This window comes from Rhizobium skierniewicense, assembly GCF_014196515.1.
In the GTDB taxonomy this organism is placed as follows: domain Bacteria; phylum Pseudomonadota; class Alphaproteobacteria; order Rhizobiales; family Rhizobiaceae; genus Agrobacterium; species Agrobacterium skierniewicense.
Genome location: NZ_JACIDV010000004.1, coordinates 294082 through 310790 on the forward strand (window position 1 = coordinate 294082; position 16709 = coordinate 310790).

At 57.9% G+C, this 16709-nt stretch carries 14 protein-coding genes; 8 read left to right on the plus strand and 6 right to left on the minus strand.

Translation table 11 applies throughout. The features are described 5' to 3' along the window. Positions 1–60: 60 nt before the first annotated feature. Together GGQ73_RS08360 and GGQ73_RS08365 are read left to right on the plus strand one after the other, a co-directional pair. Positions 61–939 (plus strand): 50S ribosomal protein L11 methyltransferase, encoded by an 879-nt coding sequence (locus tag GGQ73_RS08360; RefSeq protein ID WP_174153499.1) that lies wholly within the window; start codon positions 61–63, stop codon positions 937–939. An 88-nt stretch (positions 940–1027) separates the two neighbouring features. Continuing rightward, on the plus strand, positions 1028–2863 hold the full coding sequence (locus tag GGQ73_RS08365; RefSeq protein WP_183895505.1) for an aminopeptidase P family protein: 1836 nt from the start codon (positions 1028–1030) through the stop codon (positions 2861–2863). Here GGQ73_RS08365 and GGQ73_RS08370 read toward each other — a convergent pair. Further along, positions 2853–3167, minus strand: a complete 315-nt coding sequence (locus tag GGQ73_RS08370; protein WP_183895506.1) for an AzlD family protein — start codon at positions 3165–3167, stop codon at positions 2853–2855. The genes GGQ73_RS08365 and GGQ73_RS08370 overlap by 11 nt on opposite strands. Then, positions 3164–3886: an AzlC family ABC transporter permease gene (locus GGQ73_RS08375; protein ID WP_183895507.1), complete on the minus strand. Its 723-nt coding sequence runs from the start codon at positions 3884–3886 to the stop codon at positions 3164–3166. Before GGQ73_RS08375 ends, GGQ73_RS08370 begins: the two co-directional genes overlap by 4 nt. A gap of 129 nt (positions 3887–4015) precedes the next feature. Here GGQ73_RS08375 and GGQ73_RS08380 point away from each other — a divergent pair, with 129 nt between their 5' ends. After that, on the plus strand, positions 4016–4267 hold the full coding sequence (locus GGQ73_RS08380; RefSeq protein WP_183895509.1) for a DUF2164 domain-containing protein: 252 nt from the start codon (positions 4016–4018) through the stop codon (positions 4265–4267). A 156-nt stretch (positions 4268–4423) separates the two neighbouring features. Here GGQ73_RS08380 and pncA read toward each other — a convergent pair whose 3' ends face one another. Then, entirely contained in the window at positions 4424–5050 is a 627-nt protein-coding gene (pncA, locus tag GGQ73_RS08385; protein WP_183895511.1) for a bifunctional nicotinamidase/pyrazinamidase, read from the minus strand. A gap of 437 nt (positions 5051–5487) precedes the next feature. Here pncA and GGQ73_RS08390 point away from each other — a divergent pair, with 437 nt between their 5' ends. Continuing rightward, positions 5488–6756: a DUF2778 domain-containing protein gene (locus GGQ73_RS08390; protein ID WP_174153493.1), complete on the plus strand. Its 1269-nt coding sequence runs from the start codon at positions 5488–5490 to the stop codon at positions 6754–6756. Between the two features lie 6 nt (positions 6757–6762). Here GGQ73_RS08390 and GGQ73_RS08395 read toward each other — a convergent pair whose 3' ends face one another. Continuing rightward, complete coding sequence (locus GGQ73_RS08395) at positions 6763–7185, minus strand: DMT family transporter (RefSeq protein ID WP_183895513.1); 423 nt, start codon at positions 7183–7185, stop codon at positions 6763–6765. Next, positions 7182–7664 carry a DMT family transporter gene (locus tag GGQ73_RS08400; protein WP_183895514.1) on the minus strand — a complete coding sequence of 161 codons (483 nt, stop codon included), beginning with the start codon at positions 7662–7664 and terminating at the stop codon, positions 7182–7184. The genes GGQ73_RS08395 and GGQ73_RS08400 overlap by 4 nt, the downstream gene beginning before the upstream one ends. A gap of 106 nt (positions 7665–7770) precedes the next feature. On the opposite strand from GGQ73_RS08400, the gene GGQ73_RS08405 reads away from it, so the two are divergent. Continuing rightward, complete coding sequence (locus GGQ73_RS08405) at positions 7771–7938, plus strand: hypothetical protein (RefSeq protein WP_183895700.1); 168 nt, start codon at positions 7771–7773, stop codon at positions 7936–7938. An 80-nt stretch (positions 7939–8018) separates the two neighbouring features. On the opposite strand, the gene GGQ73_RS08410 is transcribed toward GGQ73_RS08405, so the two are convergent. Beyond that, positions 8019–10499, minus strand: a complete 2481-nt coding sequence (locus tag GGQ73_RS08410) for an ATP-dependent helicase (protein ID WP_183895516.1) — start codon at positions 10497–10499, stop codon at positions 8019–8021. A gap of 305 nt (positions 10500–10804) precedes the next feature. Between GGQ73_RS08410 and GGQ73_RS08415 the strand changes: the two genes are divergently transcribed. The 3 genes from GGQ73_RS08415 (at position 10805) to GGQ73_RS08425 (ending at position 16647) form a co-directional block, all read left to right on the plus strand. Then, positions 10805–11959 carry an efflux RND transporter periplasmic adaptor subunit gene (locus GGQ73_RS08415; protein ID WP_183895518.1) on the plus strand — a complete coding sequence of 385 codons (1155 nt, stop codon included), beginning with the start codon at positions 10805–10807 and terminating at the stop codon, positions 11957–11959. Next, on the plus strand, positions 11956–15108 hold the full coding sequence (locus GGQ73_RS08420) for an efflux RND transporter permease subunit (RefSeq protein WP_183895520.1): 3153 nt from the start codon (positions 11956–11958) through the stop codon (positions 15106–15108). Before GGQ73_RS08415 ends, GGQ73_RS08420 begins: the two co-directional genes overlap by 4 nt. A 120-nt stretch (positions 15109–15228) precedes the next feature. Beyond that, complete coding sequence (locus tag GGQ73_RS08425; protein WP_183895522.1) at positions 15229–16647, plus strand: FAD-binding oxidoreductase; 1419 nt, start codon at positions 15229–15231, stop codon at positions 16645–16647. The last annotated feature ends 62 nt before the right edge of the window (positions 16648–16709 follow it).

Consider the following 16709-nt stretch of genomic DNA (forward strand, 5'->3'; position numbering starts at 1 on the left):
CTGCTGCCGCTTTTATGGCAAAGGCTGACAGCTGAAACATTTGCTTAGAAAGTCTCAGCCGTGAGCGAAATCCGTCTTTATGTGTCCACCACCGAAGTTCAATCGGGCGATGTTCTCGATTTGCTGTCTGAGGTCTTTGGTGAAGAAGATATAGCCATCGCCAACACCGAGGTGGATGAGAAGCGCGACATTTGGGAAACCTCGGTCTATCTCTATGAAAATGATGAGGACGAGGTTCGCGACCGTGTGACCGAGGCGCTGGCGTCTGCATTTCCACATCTGACACTCATGCGCGAAGTCATTCCAGATGAGGATTGGATCGCCAAATCGCTGGAAGGCCTGACGCCGGTGCGGGCAGGGCGATTCCTTGTCCACGGCTCGCATGACCGCGACAAGGTCCGCATCAACGATCTGGCCATCGAAATCGAAGCGGGCCAAGCCTTCGGCACAGGGCACCACGGCACGACGGCCGGTTGCCTGGAGATGATCGAGCAGGTCTTGCGGGCGAGGACCGTTCGCAATGCTTTGGATCTCGGCACGGGCAGTGGTGTTCTCGCCATCGCCGTTGCCAAGATGCGGCCGGTGCCTGTGCTTGCGACGGATATCGACCCCATCGCCATCAAGGTGGCGAAGGAAAATGCACGGCTGAACGGCATCGTCTCGGGAATGTCGCTGGAAACAGCCCCCGGTTTCCACTCGGATGCCTTTCGCAAGCACGGACCGTTTGATCTCATCATCGCCAATATCCTGGCGCGACCGCTGATCAAAATGGCGCCGCAACTGGTCACGCATTTGGCGCCGGGCGGTACGGTCATTCTATCAGGCATTCTCGCATCGCAGCGCTGGAAGGTGCTGTCTGCCTATAATGGCATGCATCTCAGCCACGTCCGCACGTTGTGGCGCAATGGCTGGGTCACGATCCACCTGCGTAAGGACTGAGTGTTGTAAAGACACGCCTTTCGTCTGGACGTTGGCAAGTGTGACGCGATAAGGTCCGATGCGAAATCAGGCATTCGGAAAGCAGCTCATGTTCCAGTCATTCGAAAACAAATCCACACCGCAATTCGGCAAGGCCCGCGTAGACGCCCTGCGGGCGACCTTCGACGCGCTCGAAATCGATGGCTTTCTGGTGCCACGGGCCGATGAATATCAGGGCGAATATGTGCCTGAATCGGCTGAGCGTCTGGCATGGCTGACAGGCTTTACCGGCTCTGCGGGTGTCGTACTCGTAACGCGGTTCGAAGCCATCGTCTTTGTCGATGGCCGCTATACGACGCAGCTCGTTTCCCAGGTCGATCCCGCAGCTTTCCGGGGCGGCGATCTGGTGGGCGCACCGCCTTCAAAATGGCTTGCGGACAATGCTCCCGAAGGCTTTCGTCTGGGTATCGACCCCTGGCTGCATACCGGCGCCGAAGTGAAGCGTTTTGAAAAGGCGCTGGCGGACAAGGGCGGTTCGGTCGTGCTTCTCGCGGAAAATCCGCTGGATTCGCTATGGACTGATCGCCCGGCCGAGCCGCTGGAGCCGGTTACCATTCAGCCCGACGCCGTAACAGGTATTCCGGCGCAGATGAAGGTCACGACCATCGGTGAGATTGTCGCGGCGCGCAAAGCCCACGCTGTTCTGATGACGGACCCGTCCTCCATCGCCTGGACATTCAACATTCGCGGCAACGATGTGCCGCATACACCGCATCCTTTGGCCCGCGCCATCATTTATGCCGATGGCAGTGCCGATCTTTTTATGGATGAACGCAAGGTTGGTGAGGACGCCAAGGCCTATCTCGCGCCACTGGCGACGCTGTTGCCACCTGGCGATATCGAGGCACGGCTGCATGCCATTGCCAGTGCGGCCGGACGTATTCTGACTGATGTGGATGTGACGCCCGTCGCGCTGACGCTGTCCATCACCGAAGCCGGTGGGCAGGTCGTGGAGGCGGTCGATCCTGTCAAGCTGCCACGGGCCTGCAAGAACGAGGCGGAAATCGCCGGTTCGGCTGCAGCGCACATACAGGACGGCGCTGCCATGGTGGAGTTTCTTGCGTGGCTGGATCAGCAACAGCCCGGCACGCTGACGGAAATCAAGGCGGTAACAGCACTTGAGGCCATACGGGCGAGGGTTGGTCAGACGCTGCAGAACCCGCTCAAGGACATTTCCTTCGATACGATTTCAGGTGCGGGCGAAAACGCCGCTATCATGCATTACCGCGTTACCACCGATAGCGACCGGGCCTTGAATGACGGTGAGATGTTTCTGGTCGATTCCGGCGCGCAATATATCAACGGCACGACCGATATCACCCGCACGGTCGCCATCGGCAACGTGCCGGAAGAGCAGAAGCGGTTCTTTACGCTGGTGCTCAAGGGCTTCATCGCCATCAGCGTCGCGCGTTTTCCCGTTGGCACGCGCGGCTGTGATCTCGATCCCCTGGCGCGCATCGCGCTTTGGAAAGCCGGTGCGGATTACGCCCACGGTACAGGTCATGGCGTTGGCTCCTATCTGTCCGTCCATGAGGGACCACAGCGTATTTCCCGCGTTTCGCAGCAGGAAATTCTTCCAGGCATGATCCTGTCGAACGAGCCGGGCTATTACCGACCCGGTGCATTCGGTATTCGTATCGAGAACCTTGTCTGGACGCGGGAGGCGCAGGCCGTCGAGGGTGGCGAGCTGCCGATGCTGTCCTTCGAAACACTGACCTGGTGCCCTGTCGACCGCCGCCTTATCATCGTCTCGCTCCTGACCGATGAGGAACTCGATTGGTTGAACGCCTACCATGCGCAGGTTCGCGAAAAGCTGATGCCGCTCATTTCCGACGCTGAGGTGCAGCAATGGCTGACCGCCGCGACAGAGACGCTCACGCGATAGAAAAGTGGCGCATCGCCACCGCGAGTGCCCAGCCTGATCCCAGCATGATCAGGCCGGGAAAACGCAGGCCCACGATGAGCGCAAAAATCATCGCCAACTTTACCTCGTATCCGCCTTCAAAAAAGGCGGGTGCGACGAGCGTGGTGAGAACGGCCACGGGCACGGCGTTGAGACCAGCTTCGACGCGGGGAGGGATGGTCTTCATGCGCGTCATCAGCACATATCCGCCCACACGCGTGATGTAGGTGGCGATTGCGCCTGCGAAAATAATGAACAGGGTTTGAGCATCGAAAAACGCGTTCATCGCACTGCCTCCTCATTCGACAGGGCCGGTTCATCATCGCTGCGAGCGGGCGGAAAAATGACAGCAACGAGAATGCCAGCCATGGCGCCGATGCTGACATGCCATGGAGAGCCGACGAAATGGAAAGCGGCGATTGCGCCAACGGCACTGGCCAGCATGACCGGGTAGAAGCTGGCGCGTTTGCGAAATCCTAAAACCATGCCCATGAAGTAGATGGGCAACAGCACATCGAAGCCCGCTGCCTTCGGATCACCGATCAGATTGCCCAGCGATGCGCCGAGAACGGTGGAGATCATCCACAGCACATAGACGATGGCGGCATAGCCTATGTAACAGGCGTAGCTGACGCTTCCTGTCTTTTCCTTCAGGCGAACGGCCTCAGCGAACTGCGGATCTACCAGGAAAAAGAAGCCAAATGCTTTCTTGGCGAACGACCATTCCGGTACGATGCGCACCATGGCGGCGGAATAAAGCACATGGCGAAAATTCACGGCGAAGATCGACAGAACAACCAGCCATGCGGGCAGGTTCTGATTGAACAGCTCGATGCCCACAAGTTGGCTCGCGCCTGCGTAAATGAGGCCGCTCATCAACGTCGCCTCAAAAATGGTCATGCCGTTATCAATTGCCACGGCGCCGAACAGGGCGCCGAAGGGCAATACGGCGAGGGCAACCGGCAGGCCAAGTTTGAGGCCGGACCGAAAGGTCAAATCTGACATATGTTAGATACTCCGAAATCTATCCTGCTCCTATCGTTGCAGACGGCATCTGACAAACGAATTGCTGGAATAGATTGGATTGATTTGATTGAACGATCGACTAGGTTCCGTGCAACCGAGGGAGTGGTGATGAAAGACCTGAAACTGGAAAAGCAGCAAAAGGCAGACATGGTCACAGCCCTTCGCGGTTTTCTTAATGACGAGCTGGATGTCGATATCGGCGCCCTTCAGGTCGATATGCTGGTGGACCATCTCGCAGATGTCATTGGCCCTGTCTTCTACAACAAAGGCCTACGTGACGCTCATGAGGCTGTTTTACAGCGTATGGAGTATGCGGCGTCCGATATTGATCTGCTTGAACGGTCGGTCCCAAGCCGCTGACCGATCCCGTAATTGTTGCGGTCGCAAGACCGCTTGTCGTTGCGGGGTAACCTTAAGGATATGGTCAATGCTTACTGCCGCATTTCTCCAACGACGCGCCGAACCGATTGTGGAGGCTGGCGGCAAAACGTCCGGCAAAATTCTGCGGAATACAACTCAGTCGTTGAGAAGATCGCTGCTGTTGACGATGGAGACGCCCTTTGCTCGCATCGTAGCAATGGCTTTTCTGATTCCTTCAGGGTCGATGCCGCGGCTGGCGTCTTCGATGAAGCGAACCTTGACGTCCGGTAGCATCTCCACAGCATCCAGGGCCGAGAAGCTGACGCAATAGTCCGTCGCCAGCCCGCAAACGTCGAGCACAGTGACACCCTGCCGCTCCAGATATTCAGAAAGACCTGTCGTGGCGAACTGGTCGTTATCGCGAAACGCCGAGTAGCTATCGACGGCCGGATTTTCACCTTTTTGCTGAATGTAATCGAAGGTGTCCGTGTTCAGGTCCGGATGAAACTCGGCATCTGACGTTTCCTGTACGCAATGGTCAGGCCACAACACCTGCGGTTTTCCAGAGAGTTCACCCATCTCGAAAGGGTGTTTGCCGGGGTGCTGGGAGGCAAAGCTGCCGTGATTTGCGGGGTGCCAATCCTGCGAGGCAACGATGAGGTCGTAGCCGCCATTGTCGATCAGAGCATTGGCAATCGGGACGATCTTGTCTCCATCCGCCACAGCGAGATGTCCTCCGGGGCAGAACCCGTTCTGTATGTCGACCAGCAGCAGCGCCTTCATTTTTCTCTCCTACGTGATATAACAAGGATGCCAAGCTAGGGGGCTGGTATCAAGTGGAAATCCATACGTCCATGACCGGGCGCCGGGTCTGCCGCAAACCCGCCGTATTTGTAGCTAATTTTCGGCCAAGTCGGCATTTAGGGGAGCAGGTGTCGGTGGGGAATCACGTATATCCAGATCGAAATGTCTCGCCAGTCTCTTAACCAGTCTCCGCGTCGTCTTGGCGTGGCCAATTGGCGGCAGAGAGTGCGAGAAAAGCATGCAAGCTTCAAAGAACTGCGTTTTCAGGGGACTTGTAAAGACTTTGGTTACCATAATTCGGCATGCTTCGAACCTGTCCGCACCAAAGCCGTCGCGCATCGCGCACAGCTTTTTGGGCATACACACTGTCGCCGGAATGTCCCGGTTTTGCGTAAACGGTTCGAGTAACGAGTATCATGGCGTCATCAGTCGTGGCCTATAATGAGACGCGCGTCGGCCGCGCTTCCCTCACCAAGAAACGCAAGGCGTCCGGCCTGCGTGGGCTTCCCGCTCTGATCAGCGGGGGGGTCGTCGCAAGTGTCTGCGCCATGACGGCATTCGCTTCGCTTCATGGCATGGCACAAGCGTCGCATGGCACGCAGCCCTTCGACGTAAGGCTGGTGTCGCATCTGGACGGCCTGGAACACGGCGTGTTCGATAGTGCTGAGCGCAACGTTCACATTCGCAAATTCTCTCGCCTGTCCGATCATGGACAGAGCAGTCTCAAAGGCACCCGTCTTGCAGCCGAGCATCACATTGGTGCCAAGGCGTTTGCAGACCGTTTCGGTGCCGCAGCCGCCATCAATGCAAAGGGCCAGGCGACAATACAGGCCTTGGCTGCACTTCGCCCAGCCGCCATCGTTGATTCGGCACTTGGCCGCGAAACGGATAATCCGGAACTTGCCATGCTGGAAACGCAGGCGAAGGAACACCCGGCATTCGAAGTCGCGCTGGGCAAGCCACAGACGACGACAGACGACGAAATCGATCTGCTGCCGGAAACCGTTCCATTGCCGAACTTCCGCCCTGAGATCGCGCGTGCCGTCGATGTCGAGCCGACACCGCGTCCCGCCAGAATGTCGCTCGCCGAGAAACAGCTTGAGGCGCCAGCACCTGTCCCGGTTCAGCCACGTCCGGCAACCAACATGGTCGCGTTCGCTCGGCCTGACAATCCGATGCGTGAAACAAAGATGGATGCGGTTCCATGGCCTGATCGCGGTAACGGTACCGCCATTTATGATATTTCCGCAGGCGTGGTTCATCTGCCCAGTGGCGAGAAGCTTGAAGCCCATTCCGGTATCGGCAAGATGCGCGACAATCCCGATTTCGTGCATGTCAAAATGCGCGGAGCCACGCCGCCTTCGAGCTATAAGCTGACGATGCGTGAATCGCTCTTCCACGGTGTCGAGGCCATTCGCCTGACGCCGGAAAGCGGTGTCAATCCGCACGGCCGCAACGGTCTTCTGGCACACACCTACATGCTGGCCCGTCGTGGCGAGTCCAATGGCTGCGTCGTGTTCAAGGATTACTCGCGGTTCCTGGCCGCTTTCAAACGTGGTGAAGTCAAGCGTATCGTGGTCGTACCGAAACTGGCCGGGCGCCCGGCGATGACGGCCGGTGCCACCACGAACGGCAAAGGCAAGACGCTGTTCGGCATGTTCTCAAGTCGTGACACGGATTCGTGACCTCGACTATCTTCTGCGCTGTGTCAGCATCATTCCTCCGAGAATGAGCAATATGCCGGCTGCGCTGGCCCATAGGTCCGGTGGCTGATCGCTGAAGAGATCAAGCAACACGCCGGATACCATCTGACCGCTGATGACGAGAAGCGCCGTGTTGACGGCGCCGATGCGCGGAATAAGCCAGCTTCCCGATGCAATGAAGACGACACCGATGGGCCCGCCGACAAAGGCGTACCAGGGGGCATCGGTGATACCTTCCGGCCACAGACCGCCCAGCGTGAGACCCAATGCGGTCAGCACAATAAAACCGACGATATGGTTCCAGAAGGATGCGATCAGTGGCGAGTTCGACAGGCTGAGCCGACCGTTGATCTGGCGGCTGACCGAGACGAACAAGCCTCCGGCGAAGGCCATGGCGATCCAGAGCGTCATGCGGACCTCCCCACGAGAATGATGAGCGTGCTACCACCGAGGATCAAAGCAACAGCGCATAGGTCGGTCAGATCGGGTCTGCGTTTTGGCAAGCCGAACAATCCCCAGAGATCAGCGATCAGGCTGAAGATGACCTGACCGCCAAGCCCCAGCGCGATCGTGCCGGAGAGGGCGAGCGGCGAATTGACGGCCGTCGATGTCAGCATCACGATGGCTGCGCTGAACACGCCGCCGCAATAGGCCCAAACCGGCGCCTTGGGCCGCGCCTGCTTTCCACCAGCAGGTTTTTTGTAGAGGATCGCCAGATAGAGGATCGCCGCCAGGGTTCCGGTTCCATGCGCCGTCCAGGATGAGAATAGCGCATTGCCGTAAAGGGCGAGCATTCCATTGAAGTGGACCATCAGGGTCAAGAGGCACCCACTTGCAAACGCCGCGACGATATGGAGCGGGTTCAGCCGGGTGGAGGTATTGTTGGTCATGATACGCCGAATGCTGAGACTGTGATTCAGCTCTATCCGATATGCCCTTGAAGCGAAATTGATTTTCCTTGAAGCATGCACTCGGTGTTTCGCGCTGCAGCATTACATGGGAACCAAAATCGTCTTGGATGGTTATCTGGCCATGAAGAAAACAACCCGCAAACCACTGAACCGCATGACGATTTTCGTCATCTCTATTTTCATTCTCGCCATCGTGGTGGCCGCTGTGTACCTGATCGGCTTTACACCGGGCGAGACACCCATAGCGCAATAAATTGGTGTGACGTTATAGAGGTAGCGTCCAGCCAACGGCCAGCGCTACCTCAAACACGAAGGCGCATGAAGCAGGCCGCGTTAGCCTGATTTCTCAGCCCGCTCTACGAACCCATCCAAAACCCGCTTCTGTCCAGCGCGGTCGAAATCGATCGTGAGTTTGTTTCCTTCGACGCTGGCGACATTTCCGTTGCCGAACTTCATGTGAAAGACGCGGTCGCCAACGAAAAATTTTGATGGCGTGTCGGCCACGGATTTTGCAACGAGTTCACCATCGATCGTGCGGCTTTTCGGGCCGCTCTCGCCATAACCGATCCTGTCCACAGAATGGCCGGAGCGGCTTCCCCAATTGTCGCGGGTCGCGTCGGACTTGTTGGCCTGTGCGCGTTTCCAGCCGGGTGTTGAGTAATTGTTCGTGAAAGGATCCGCTGCATCGAAACGCGAATGGCCGTAGCCACCGCGCCCGCCATAACCGCCGTAGTTGCTGTCCGATGCAGAGACTTCGACATGGTTTGGCGGCAGCTCTTCCAGAAAGCGCGATGGGATCGTGGCCTGCCATAATCCGTGGATACGGCGGTTGGAGACAAACCAGATGTGGCAGCGGCGTTTCGCACGGGTGATGCCGACATAGGCCAGCCGACGTTCTTCTTCCAGACCCGAGCGGCCACCTTCATCCAGCGAGCGCTGGTGGGGAAACAGGCCTTCTTCCCAGCCGGGCAGAAACACGGTTTCAAATTCCAGCCCCTTAGCGGAGTGCAGCGTCATGATGGAGACGGCATCGAGCTCGGCGTTCTTTTCGGTGTCCATGACGAGCGCGACGTGCTCAAGGAAGCTGCGCATGCTCTCGTAGGCTTCCATCGAGCGGATAAGCTCTTTCAGGTTTTCCAGCCGGCCTGGACCTTCGGCGGTCTTGTCCGCCTGCCACATGGCGGTGTAGCCGCTTTCATCGAGGATTTGCTCGGCCAGCACCGTGTGCTCGGTGTTTTCCAACAGACCCTGCCAGCGACGAAAATCCTGGACGACGTCGAACAGCGCCTTGCGCGCCTTGGGCTTCAACTCGTCGGTTTCGATGATGTCTGCGGCGGCGGCCAGCATGGGAATGTCGCGGGCGCGCGCGTAATCATGCAGGTTGCGCACGGTGGTGTCGCCCAGACCACGCTTTGGCGTGTTGATGATGCGCTCGAAGGCCAGATCGTCTGCCGATTGGCAGACAAGGCGGAAATAGGCCAGCGCGTCGCGGATTTCCAGACGCTCATAGAATCGCGGACCGCCGATGACTCGGTAGTTCAAGCCCAGTGTCACGAAGCGGTCTTCGAATTCTCGCATCTGGAACGAGGCGCGCACGAGGATCGCCATGTTGTTGAGCGGATGCTTGGTGCGCTGAAGCTGTTCGATTTCCTCGCCGACGGCACGGGCTTCCTCTTCCGAATCCCATGCGGCGTGGACAACGACCTTTTCATCATCCGGTTCGGCGCGATCGGTGAACAGCGTCTTGCCGAGGCGACCTTCATTGTGGGCGATCAGATGACCGGCGGCACCGAGAATATGTTCGGTGGAGCGATAGTTGCGCTCCAGCTTGATGACCTTTGCGCCGGGAAAATCCTTGTCGAAACGCAGGATATTGTCTACCTCGGCGCCGCGCCAGCCATAGATCGACTGGTCGTCATCACCCACGCAGCACACGTTTTGCGGCTGGCCCTTAGAGCGCTGCGCCAGAAGCCGCAGCCACATATATTGGCAGGTATTGGTGTCCTGATACTCGTCCACCAGAATGTAGCGGAACTTCTGATGGTACTCTTTCAGAATATCGGGGTGATTTCGGAAGATGGTGATGGGGTGAAGCAGCAGGTCGCCGAAATCGCAGGCGTTCAGCGTCTTTAGACGTGCCTGATAGGCTGCGTAAAGCTCACGGCCCTTGCCATTGGCAAAGGCGCGGCTGTCGCCTTCCGGAATTTCCGGCGGTGTCAGGCCCTTGTTTTTCCAGCCGTCGATCATGCCGGCAAACTGTTTTGCAGGCCACCGCTTGTCATCCAGACCCTCGGCCTGGATGAGCTGTTTCAACAGGCGCACGACATCATCGGTATCGAGAATGGTGAAATCGGATTTCAAACCCATCAATTCGGCATGGCGGCGCAGCAGTTTGACGCCGATGGAGTGGAAGGTGCCGAGCCATGGCATGCCTTCGACCGCGCCGCCGACGAGAACGCCGATACGTTCCTTCATTTCGCGCGCCGCTTTGTTGGTGAAGGTCACCGCGAGGATCTGGCTGGGATAGACCCGGCCGGTCGCGAGAATATGCGCGATACGCGTGGTCAGCACGCGCGTCTTGCCGGTGCCCGCACCCGCGAGAACCAGAACGGGCCCTTCCAGCGTTTCGACAGCTTCGCGCTGCTCGGGGTTGAGGCCGGAGAGGTAATCCGGTGCCGCGCGTCCCTGATCGCGGGCGGCCATGGCGCGCGCGGCAATTCCCAGACCGCCCGCCTGGTCAGAGGTTGCAGGTTGGCGGCGAGGCTCGGAAGGTTCTTCGTCGAAGAACGGCATATCGTCGAAACTATTGCTCATGAGGCCCAATGTAGTGATTCGGCGGTGAAAGGCCAGAACCGTGTTCTGCTTTTATTCCGGTATCAACCGGCAAAGCGCCCATTCCAAGGCATTTTCTATATTAGCGTTGCGTTAGTGCTCATCGATGCGTCTATGAGAGGTTGCAAACGGGGCTATCGATAGAAAAGCGTCGTAAATTACCATTATGTAAGAAACGAATTTGTGCGTTGTGTTGTTTCAGGCAAGCACGGATACTGCGGGTAATTATGAGAGGGGCCGCAGTCTGTTGATCCGCGGTAGCGAAGAGTTTCACGTCGGAGAATTATATGAAGGTTTGGAAGCAGGTCGGTGTCAGTCTGGCTGTTGTGGGTGCTGGCGTCTGTCTATGGGTGTTTATGTCGCCCGATGGCAGAAACGTGCTTGCGAAAGCGGGACTTGCGAGCCCTGAACAACCTGCGGCCAAAGCCGGTTCCGCACCCGCTGGCGGTGGGGCAGGGCGCGGACAGGGCGGTGGACGCGGCAATAGCGCCACCCTTGTTTCGATAGCGCCTGTCAAGGTGGGCACCATCAACGACCGACTGAACGCCATCGGCAATGGCGAGGCCATTCAGTCCGTGGTGGTGACGCCACAGGCATCCGGTCTGATTTCCGAAATCCTGGTTTCGTCAGGTCAGAGTGTCAAAAAAGGTGACGTGCTGGCGCGGCTCGACGATGACGAGCAGGTCATCGAGCGTGAGAAGGCACAGGTGTCTTTGAGAAGTGCCGTTGAGAAATCGACCTCGTACCGAAATCTGCGTTCCGTTGCACGGCTGGATGTGCTCGATGCGCAGATTGCCGAGGAAGCCGCCAAGCTTGCAGTCAGCACTGCCGAGCTGAATTTCAAGCGCCGAAACATCCTTGCGCCGATCGATGGTATCGCCGGGATTGTGGCGATTAATGTCGGCGACAATGCAACGACACAGACAAGCATCGTCAGCATTGATGACCGTTCGAAAATTCTCGTTAACTTCTGGGCACCCGAGCGCTTCACCACAGCCATCAAGGTCGGCATGCCAGTGGAAGCGACGTCGATTTCGCGTCCCGGCGAGACATTCAAGGGTAAGGTCGAAGCTGTCGACAACCGCGTTGATGAGGCGAGCCGCACCGTGCGCGTTCGTGCCGTGTTCGAGAATGCCAATGACGATCTGCGTGCAGGCATGTCCTTTGCCGTGACCATGGGATTTACCGGCGACAACTATCCCTCTGTCGATCCTCTGGCCGTGCAGTGGGATGCCGAAGGCTCCTATGTTTGGCGCGTGAAGGATGACAAATCGCACAAGGTTCGCGTTCAGGTCGTTCAGCGCAACCCGGATTCCGTTTTGGTCAAGGCCGAACTGGTCCAAGGCGAACCAATCGTTATCGAAGGTTTGCAGCGTGTGCGTGAGGGCGGCTCGGTCCGTACTGCGGACCAGAAGAAGGCACCGGAGGTCGCCAGCCAATGACGGAGCAGACGCCAACCGGTGCAACCGATTCCAAGCTCGCCTTAACGGCGCTTTTCGTTCGTCGTCCCATTCTCGCCGCCGTCATCAACACGCTTTTGGTGGTCGCCGGTCTTGCTGCGCTCGTCGGCGTCGATGTGCGTGAATTGCCGGATGTGGACCGTCCGGTTATCACCGTGCGCACGACTTATGACGGCGCGTCGCCACAGACCATCGACCAGGAGGTGACGCAGACCATCGAGGGTGCGGTTGCACGTGTCAGTGGCGTCAAATCCATTTCCTCCACATCGCAGTTCGGCACCAGCCGCGTGACGATGGAGTTTAACGACAAAGTCGATATCGCCGTCGCGTCGAATGATGTGCGCGACGCTATCGGTCGTATTACCAACCAGATGCCTGACGATGCCGATGAGCCGCAGATCATCAAGGCCGATTCCGACAGTCAGCCCATCATGCGTCTTGCCGTCACGTCTTCCAGCCTCAGCATGGAAGATCTGACAAAGCTGGTCGATGACGAAATCATCGATCGTCTGGCTGCGGTGGACGGAGTGGCCGATGTCGAGCTTTATGGCGATCAGGAAAAAGTCTTCCGCATCGATCTCGATCAGGGCGCGCTTGCCAGCCGTGGGCTGACCGTGACGGACGTGGCTACTGCGCTCGGCACGGCGGCGCTGGACGTTCCCGCTGGTTCTCTCAAGAGCTCGACGCAGGACATTGTGGTCCGCGCGACCGCCAGCCTGACCAAGCCTTCCGAATTTGAAAACCTCATCGTCAAGGACCGGGTGCGGCTTCGCGATGTCGCCAGCGTCATGCTGGGGGCTGATGACGAAACGACCTCGTTGCGGTCCAACGGGGTCCAGGGCGTGGGCCTTGGAGTCATCCGTCAGGCACAGTCCAATACGCTGAACATATCGACCGGTGTCAAAGCTGTTGTCGCGGCGATGGCACCCAACCTGCCTGAAAACACCCGCATCGTTATTACCAGCGATGATGCGGTGTTCATCGAGGGCGCCCTGCACGAGGTTGAACTGGCGCTTGGGCTTTCCGCTCTCATCGTCGTCGTTGTCCTTTATCTCTTCTTCCGGGATTGGCGCGCCACGCTTATACCGGCCATTACCATGCCGGTTGCTCTGATCGGCACCATCGTCGCCATCTATATGGTCGGCTTCTCGATCAATATCCTGACGCTGCTCGCTATTGTCTTGGCGACGGGCCTGGTGGTGGACGACGCCATTGTCGTCCTCGAAAACATCGTCCGCCGACGATCGGAAGGCATGGGTCCCCGGGCAGCCGCTGTTCTCGGCACACAGGAGGTTTTCTTCGCGGTTATCGCAACGACGGCCACGCTTGCGGCCGTGTTCATTCCGCTGTCGTTCCTGCCCGGCCAGTTGGGTGGCCTGTTCCGCGAGTTTGGCTTCGTGCTGGCTTTTGCGGTCGGACTGTCGTCTATCGTCGCGTTGACGCTTTGCCCGATGCTGGCATCGCGTATGTTGAAAAACGGGGTTAAAGAGCCGACGGGTCCACTCGCTTGGTTCGGCAACGTCTTTGCTTCTTTCTATAAAAGGACGCTGTCTGCCTGCCTTAACAGTCCCCTGATTGTCGTGATCGTAGCGCTTGGTTTTGCGGGCGTGTCATGGATTGCCTTTGGCATGGTTCAAAATGAATTGACCCCACGCGAAGACCGCTCTTCCGTTGTGCTACGCGTCACTGCACCACAGGGCGTCAGCCTCGAGTACACACGTGATCAATTGCAGCGTGTCGAGGAAAACCTGCAGCCGCTCCGCGACAGCGGTGAGATCCGGAATATTTATTCCATTACTGGAATGAACGGTTCATCCAATACCGGTTTTGTCGTTCTGACGCTGGCACCATGGGCAGACCGGGAGCGGACACAGAACCAGATTGCGCAGGACATCAACGCCGCTGCGCAGACGGTGCCGGGGCTTCGTGCTTCTGCATCGCAGCCCAACAGTCTTCGCATTCGCGGTGCTGGCAACGGTCTCAGCATGGCGATGATCGGCGCCAACTATCCTGCGCTGACGGAGGCCACGCAGAAGCTTTTGCTGTCCATGGAAGAAAGCGGCCTGTTCGACACGCCGCGTTTTGAAAACGAGCCCAACCAAGCGCAATTGTCCGTATCGATCGACCGTGAGCGCGCCTCCGATCTTGGTATCGATATCACCGGACTTTCCACGGCCATGCAGTCTCTGCTCGAAGGCCGCTCCATCGTCGATGTCTTCGTGGATGGCGATGCGGTCCCCGTCAGGCTATTGTCGTCGACGCGCCCGATCAACGATCCGACCGATCTGGAGAACATTTTTCTCAAGGCCAAGGACGGGCGGATGGTGCCGATGTCAATCATCGCATCTTTGAAAGAAACGGCGGTCTCACCGCAACTCAATCGCGAACAGCAATTGCCATCGGTGGGCTTCACGGCAAACCTTAAGGAAGGTGTGTCGCTGGGCGAGGCAGTTGCCCGCGTGGAGGAGATGGCCAAATCGGTGATGCCGACCGGTGCGCGACTCTTGCCTTTGGGTGAAGCCGCAACCCTGCAGGAAAATTCCAGCGGCATGTTGCTGACCTTCGGCTTTGCCATTGCCATCATTTTTCTCGTGCTTGCGGCCCAGTTTGAAAGCGTTCTGAGTTCTGTCATCATCATGTCGACCGTGCCGCTCGGTCTCGCTTGCGCCGTCATTGCATTGCTGTTTACCGGCTCCAGCCTCAACGTTTACAGCCAGATCGGCCTTGTGCTTCTGGTTGGGGTCATGGCGAAGAACGGTATTCTGATCGTGGAATTCGCCAACCATCTGCGTGACCAGGGCGCGAGCGTTCGCGAGGCCATCGAAAAAGCGTGTACCATTCGTCTACGTCCTGTGATGATGACGATGATCGCGACCATCCTGGGCGGGGTCCCGCTGGTTATGGCGCAGGGTGCTGGCGCGGAAGCGCGTATTGCGCTCGGCTGGGTCATCGTCGGTGGTCTGGGTTTTGCAACGCTGATTACGCTCTATATCACGCCGGTCTCCTATCTGCTGATTGCCCGCTTTGCCAAGCCGCAGGCGGATGCGGAAATTCGTCTTCATCGGGAGTTGGAAACCGCCATTCGTCGCAGGGCCATCGAGGAAGACAAGCAACTGCTCGCCGCAGAATGACGTGCTAGACGGTGCGCCATTCTGGCAGTGGCTCTGCTGGACAAATCCAAGGTCGTGCCACATACCAGCCGGACTTGCCTGACGGGGTGAGTCCGGTTTCGTATTGCATTGGAGACGATGATGGCATTGAAAGACGTGGTTGCCGGAATGAGAAACGAAGCGGGAATCGCTGCCGTTCTCGATGTTCTCAAACAACAGCTTGGCGATAAGATTCAGACCGGCCAGTCTTTTCGAGAGCAACATGCGCACACCACCACGTATCTCACCACGCAATTGCCCGATGCCGTTGTGTTCGCGGAAAAATCCGATGACGTGAAAGCCGTGGTCAGAGCCTGTGCGCAACATCATGTTCCGGTCATTCCTTTCGGCGTGGGGTCTTCGCTTGAGGGACAGATCAATGCGCCCACGGGCGGCATTTCGGTCGATTTCAGCCGCATGAACCGCATTCTCTCGGTCAATGCCGAGGATCTGGATGTTACGGTGGAGCCGGGTGTGACGCGCGAACAGCTCAATACCTATCTGCGTGACACGGGTCTGTTCTTTCCCATCGATCCCGGGGCCAATGCGTCTATTGGCGGAATGGCATCTACCCGCGCGTCCGGCACCAACGCTGTGCGTTACGGCACGATGAAGGACAATGTGCTGGCGCTGACGGTGGTCACGGCCAATGGCGAGGAAATCCGCACCGGTCGCCGCGCACGCAAATCGTCGGCTGGCTATGATCTGACGCGACTTTACGTTGGGGCAGAGGGTACGCTTGGAGTCATTACCTCCGTTACATTGCGTTTGCAGGGTATCCCGGAGAAGATCGCAGGCGGCGTCTGCACGTTCGCGACCATCAAGGAGGCCTGCGACGCCGTCATCATGACGGTTCAGATGGGCGTTCCCGTTGCGCGCATCGAGCTTCTGGACGAGGTTCAGATCCGCGCCTGTAACGCTTATTCCGGCCTGTCTTACGAAGAAAAGCCAACCCTGTTTTTGGAATTTCACGGTACGGAGGAAACGACCGCGCTGCAATCCCGGCAATTTTCGGAGATCGTTGAAGAGTGTGGGGGCAGCGCGTTTCGCTGGACAAGCGATGCGCAGGAGCGGGCCAAGCTGTGGAAGGCGCGGCACGATGCCTATTGGGCATCCAAAGCGCTCGCGCCGCATCTTGACGTACTCTCGACTGATGTCTGCGTTCCGATTTCCCGCTTTGCGGAATGCGTGACGGAGACCCAGCAGGACATCATCGACAACGCCATGCTTGCACCCATCGTCGGTCATGCGGGGGACGGAAACTTCCACGTTCTTGTGCTGTTCGATGGCAAGGATGCCGCAAGTGTTGCAGCCACTGAAGCCTTCGTTGCCCGATTGAACCGGCGGGCGATTGATGCGGATGGGACCTGTACCGGCGAGCACGGCATCGGACAGGGCAAGATGAGTTTCCTGGCAGAAGAGGTGGGTGGCGCGCTTGATGTGATGGTTGCCATCAAGCGGTCACTTGATCCGAATAATATTTTCAATCCGGGTAAGCTTTTTCGCGTCGATAGCGTATAGGAGACTATCTTTGACGCCGAAATGATGCTTGCTCTGGCGGGAAAAAAAGATAGTTTTCATCG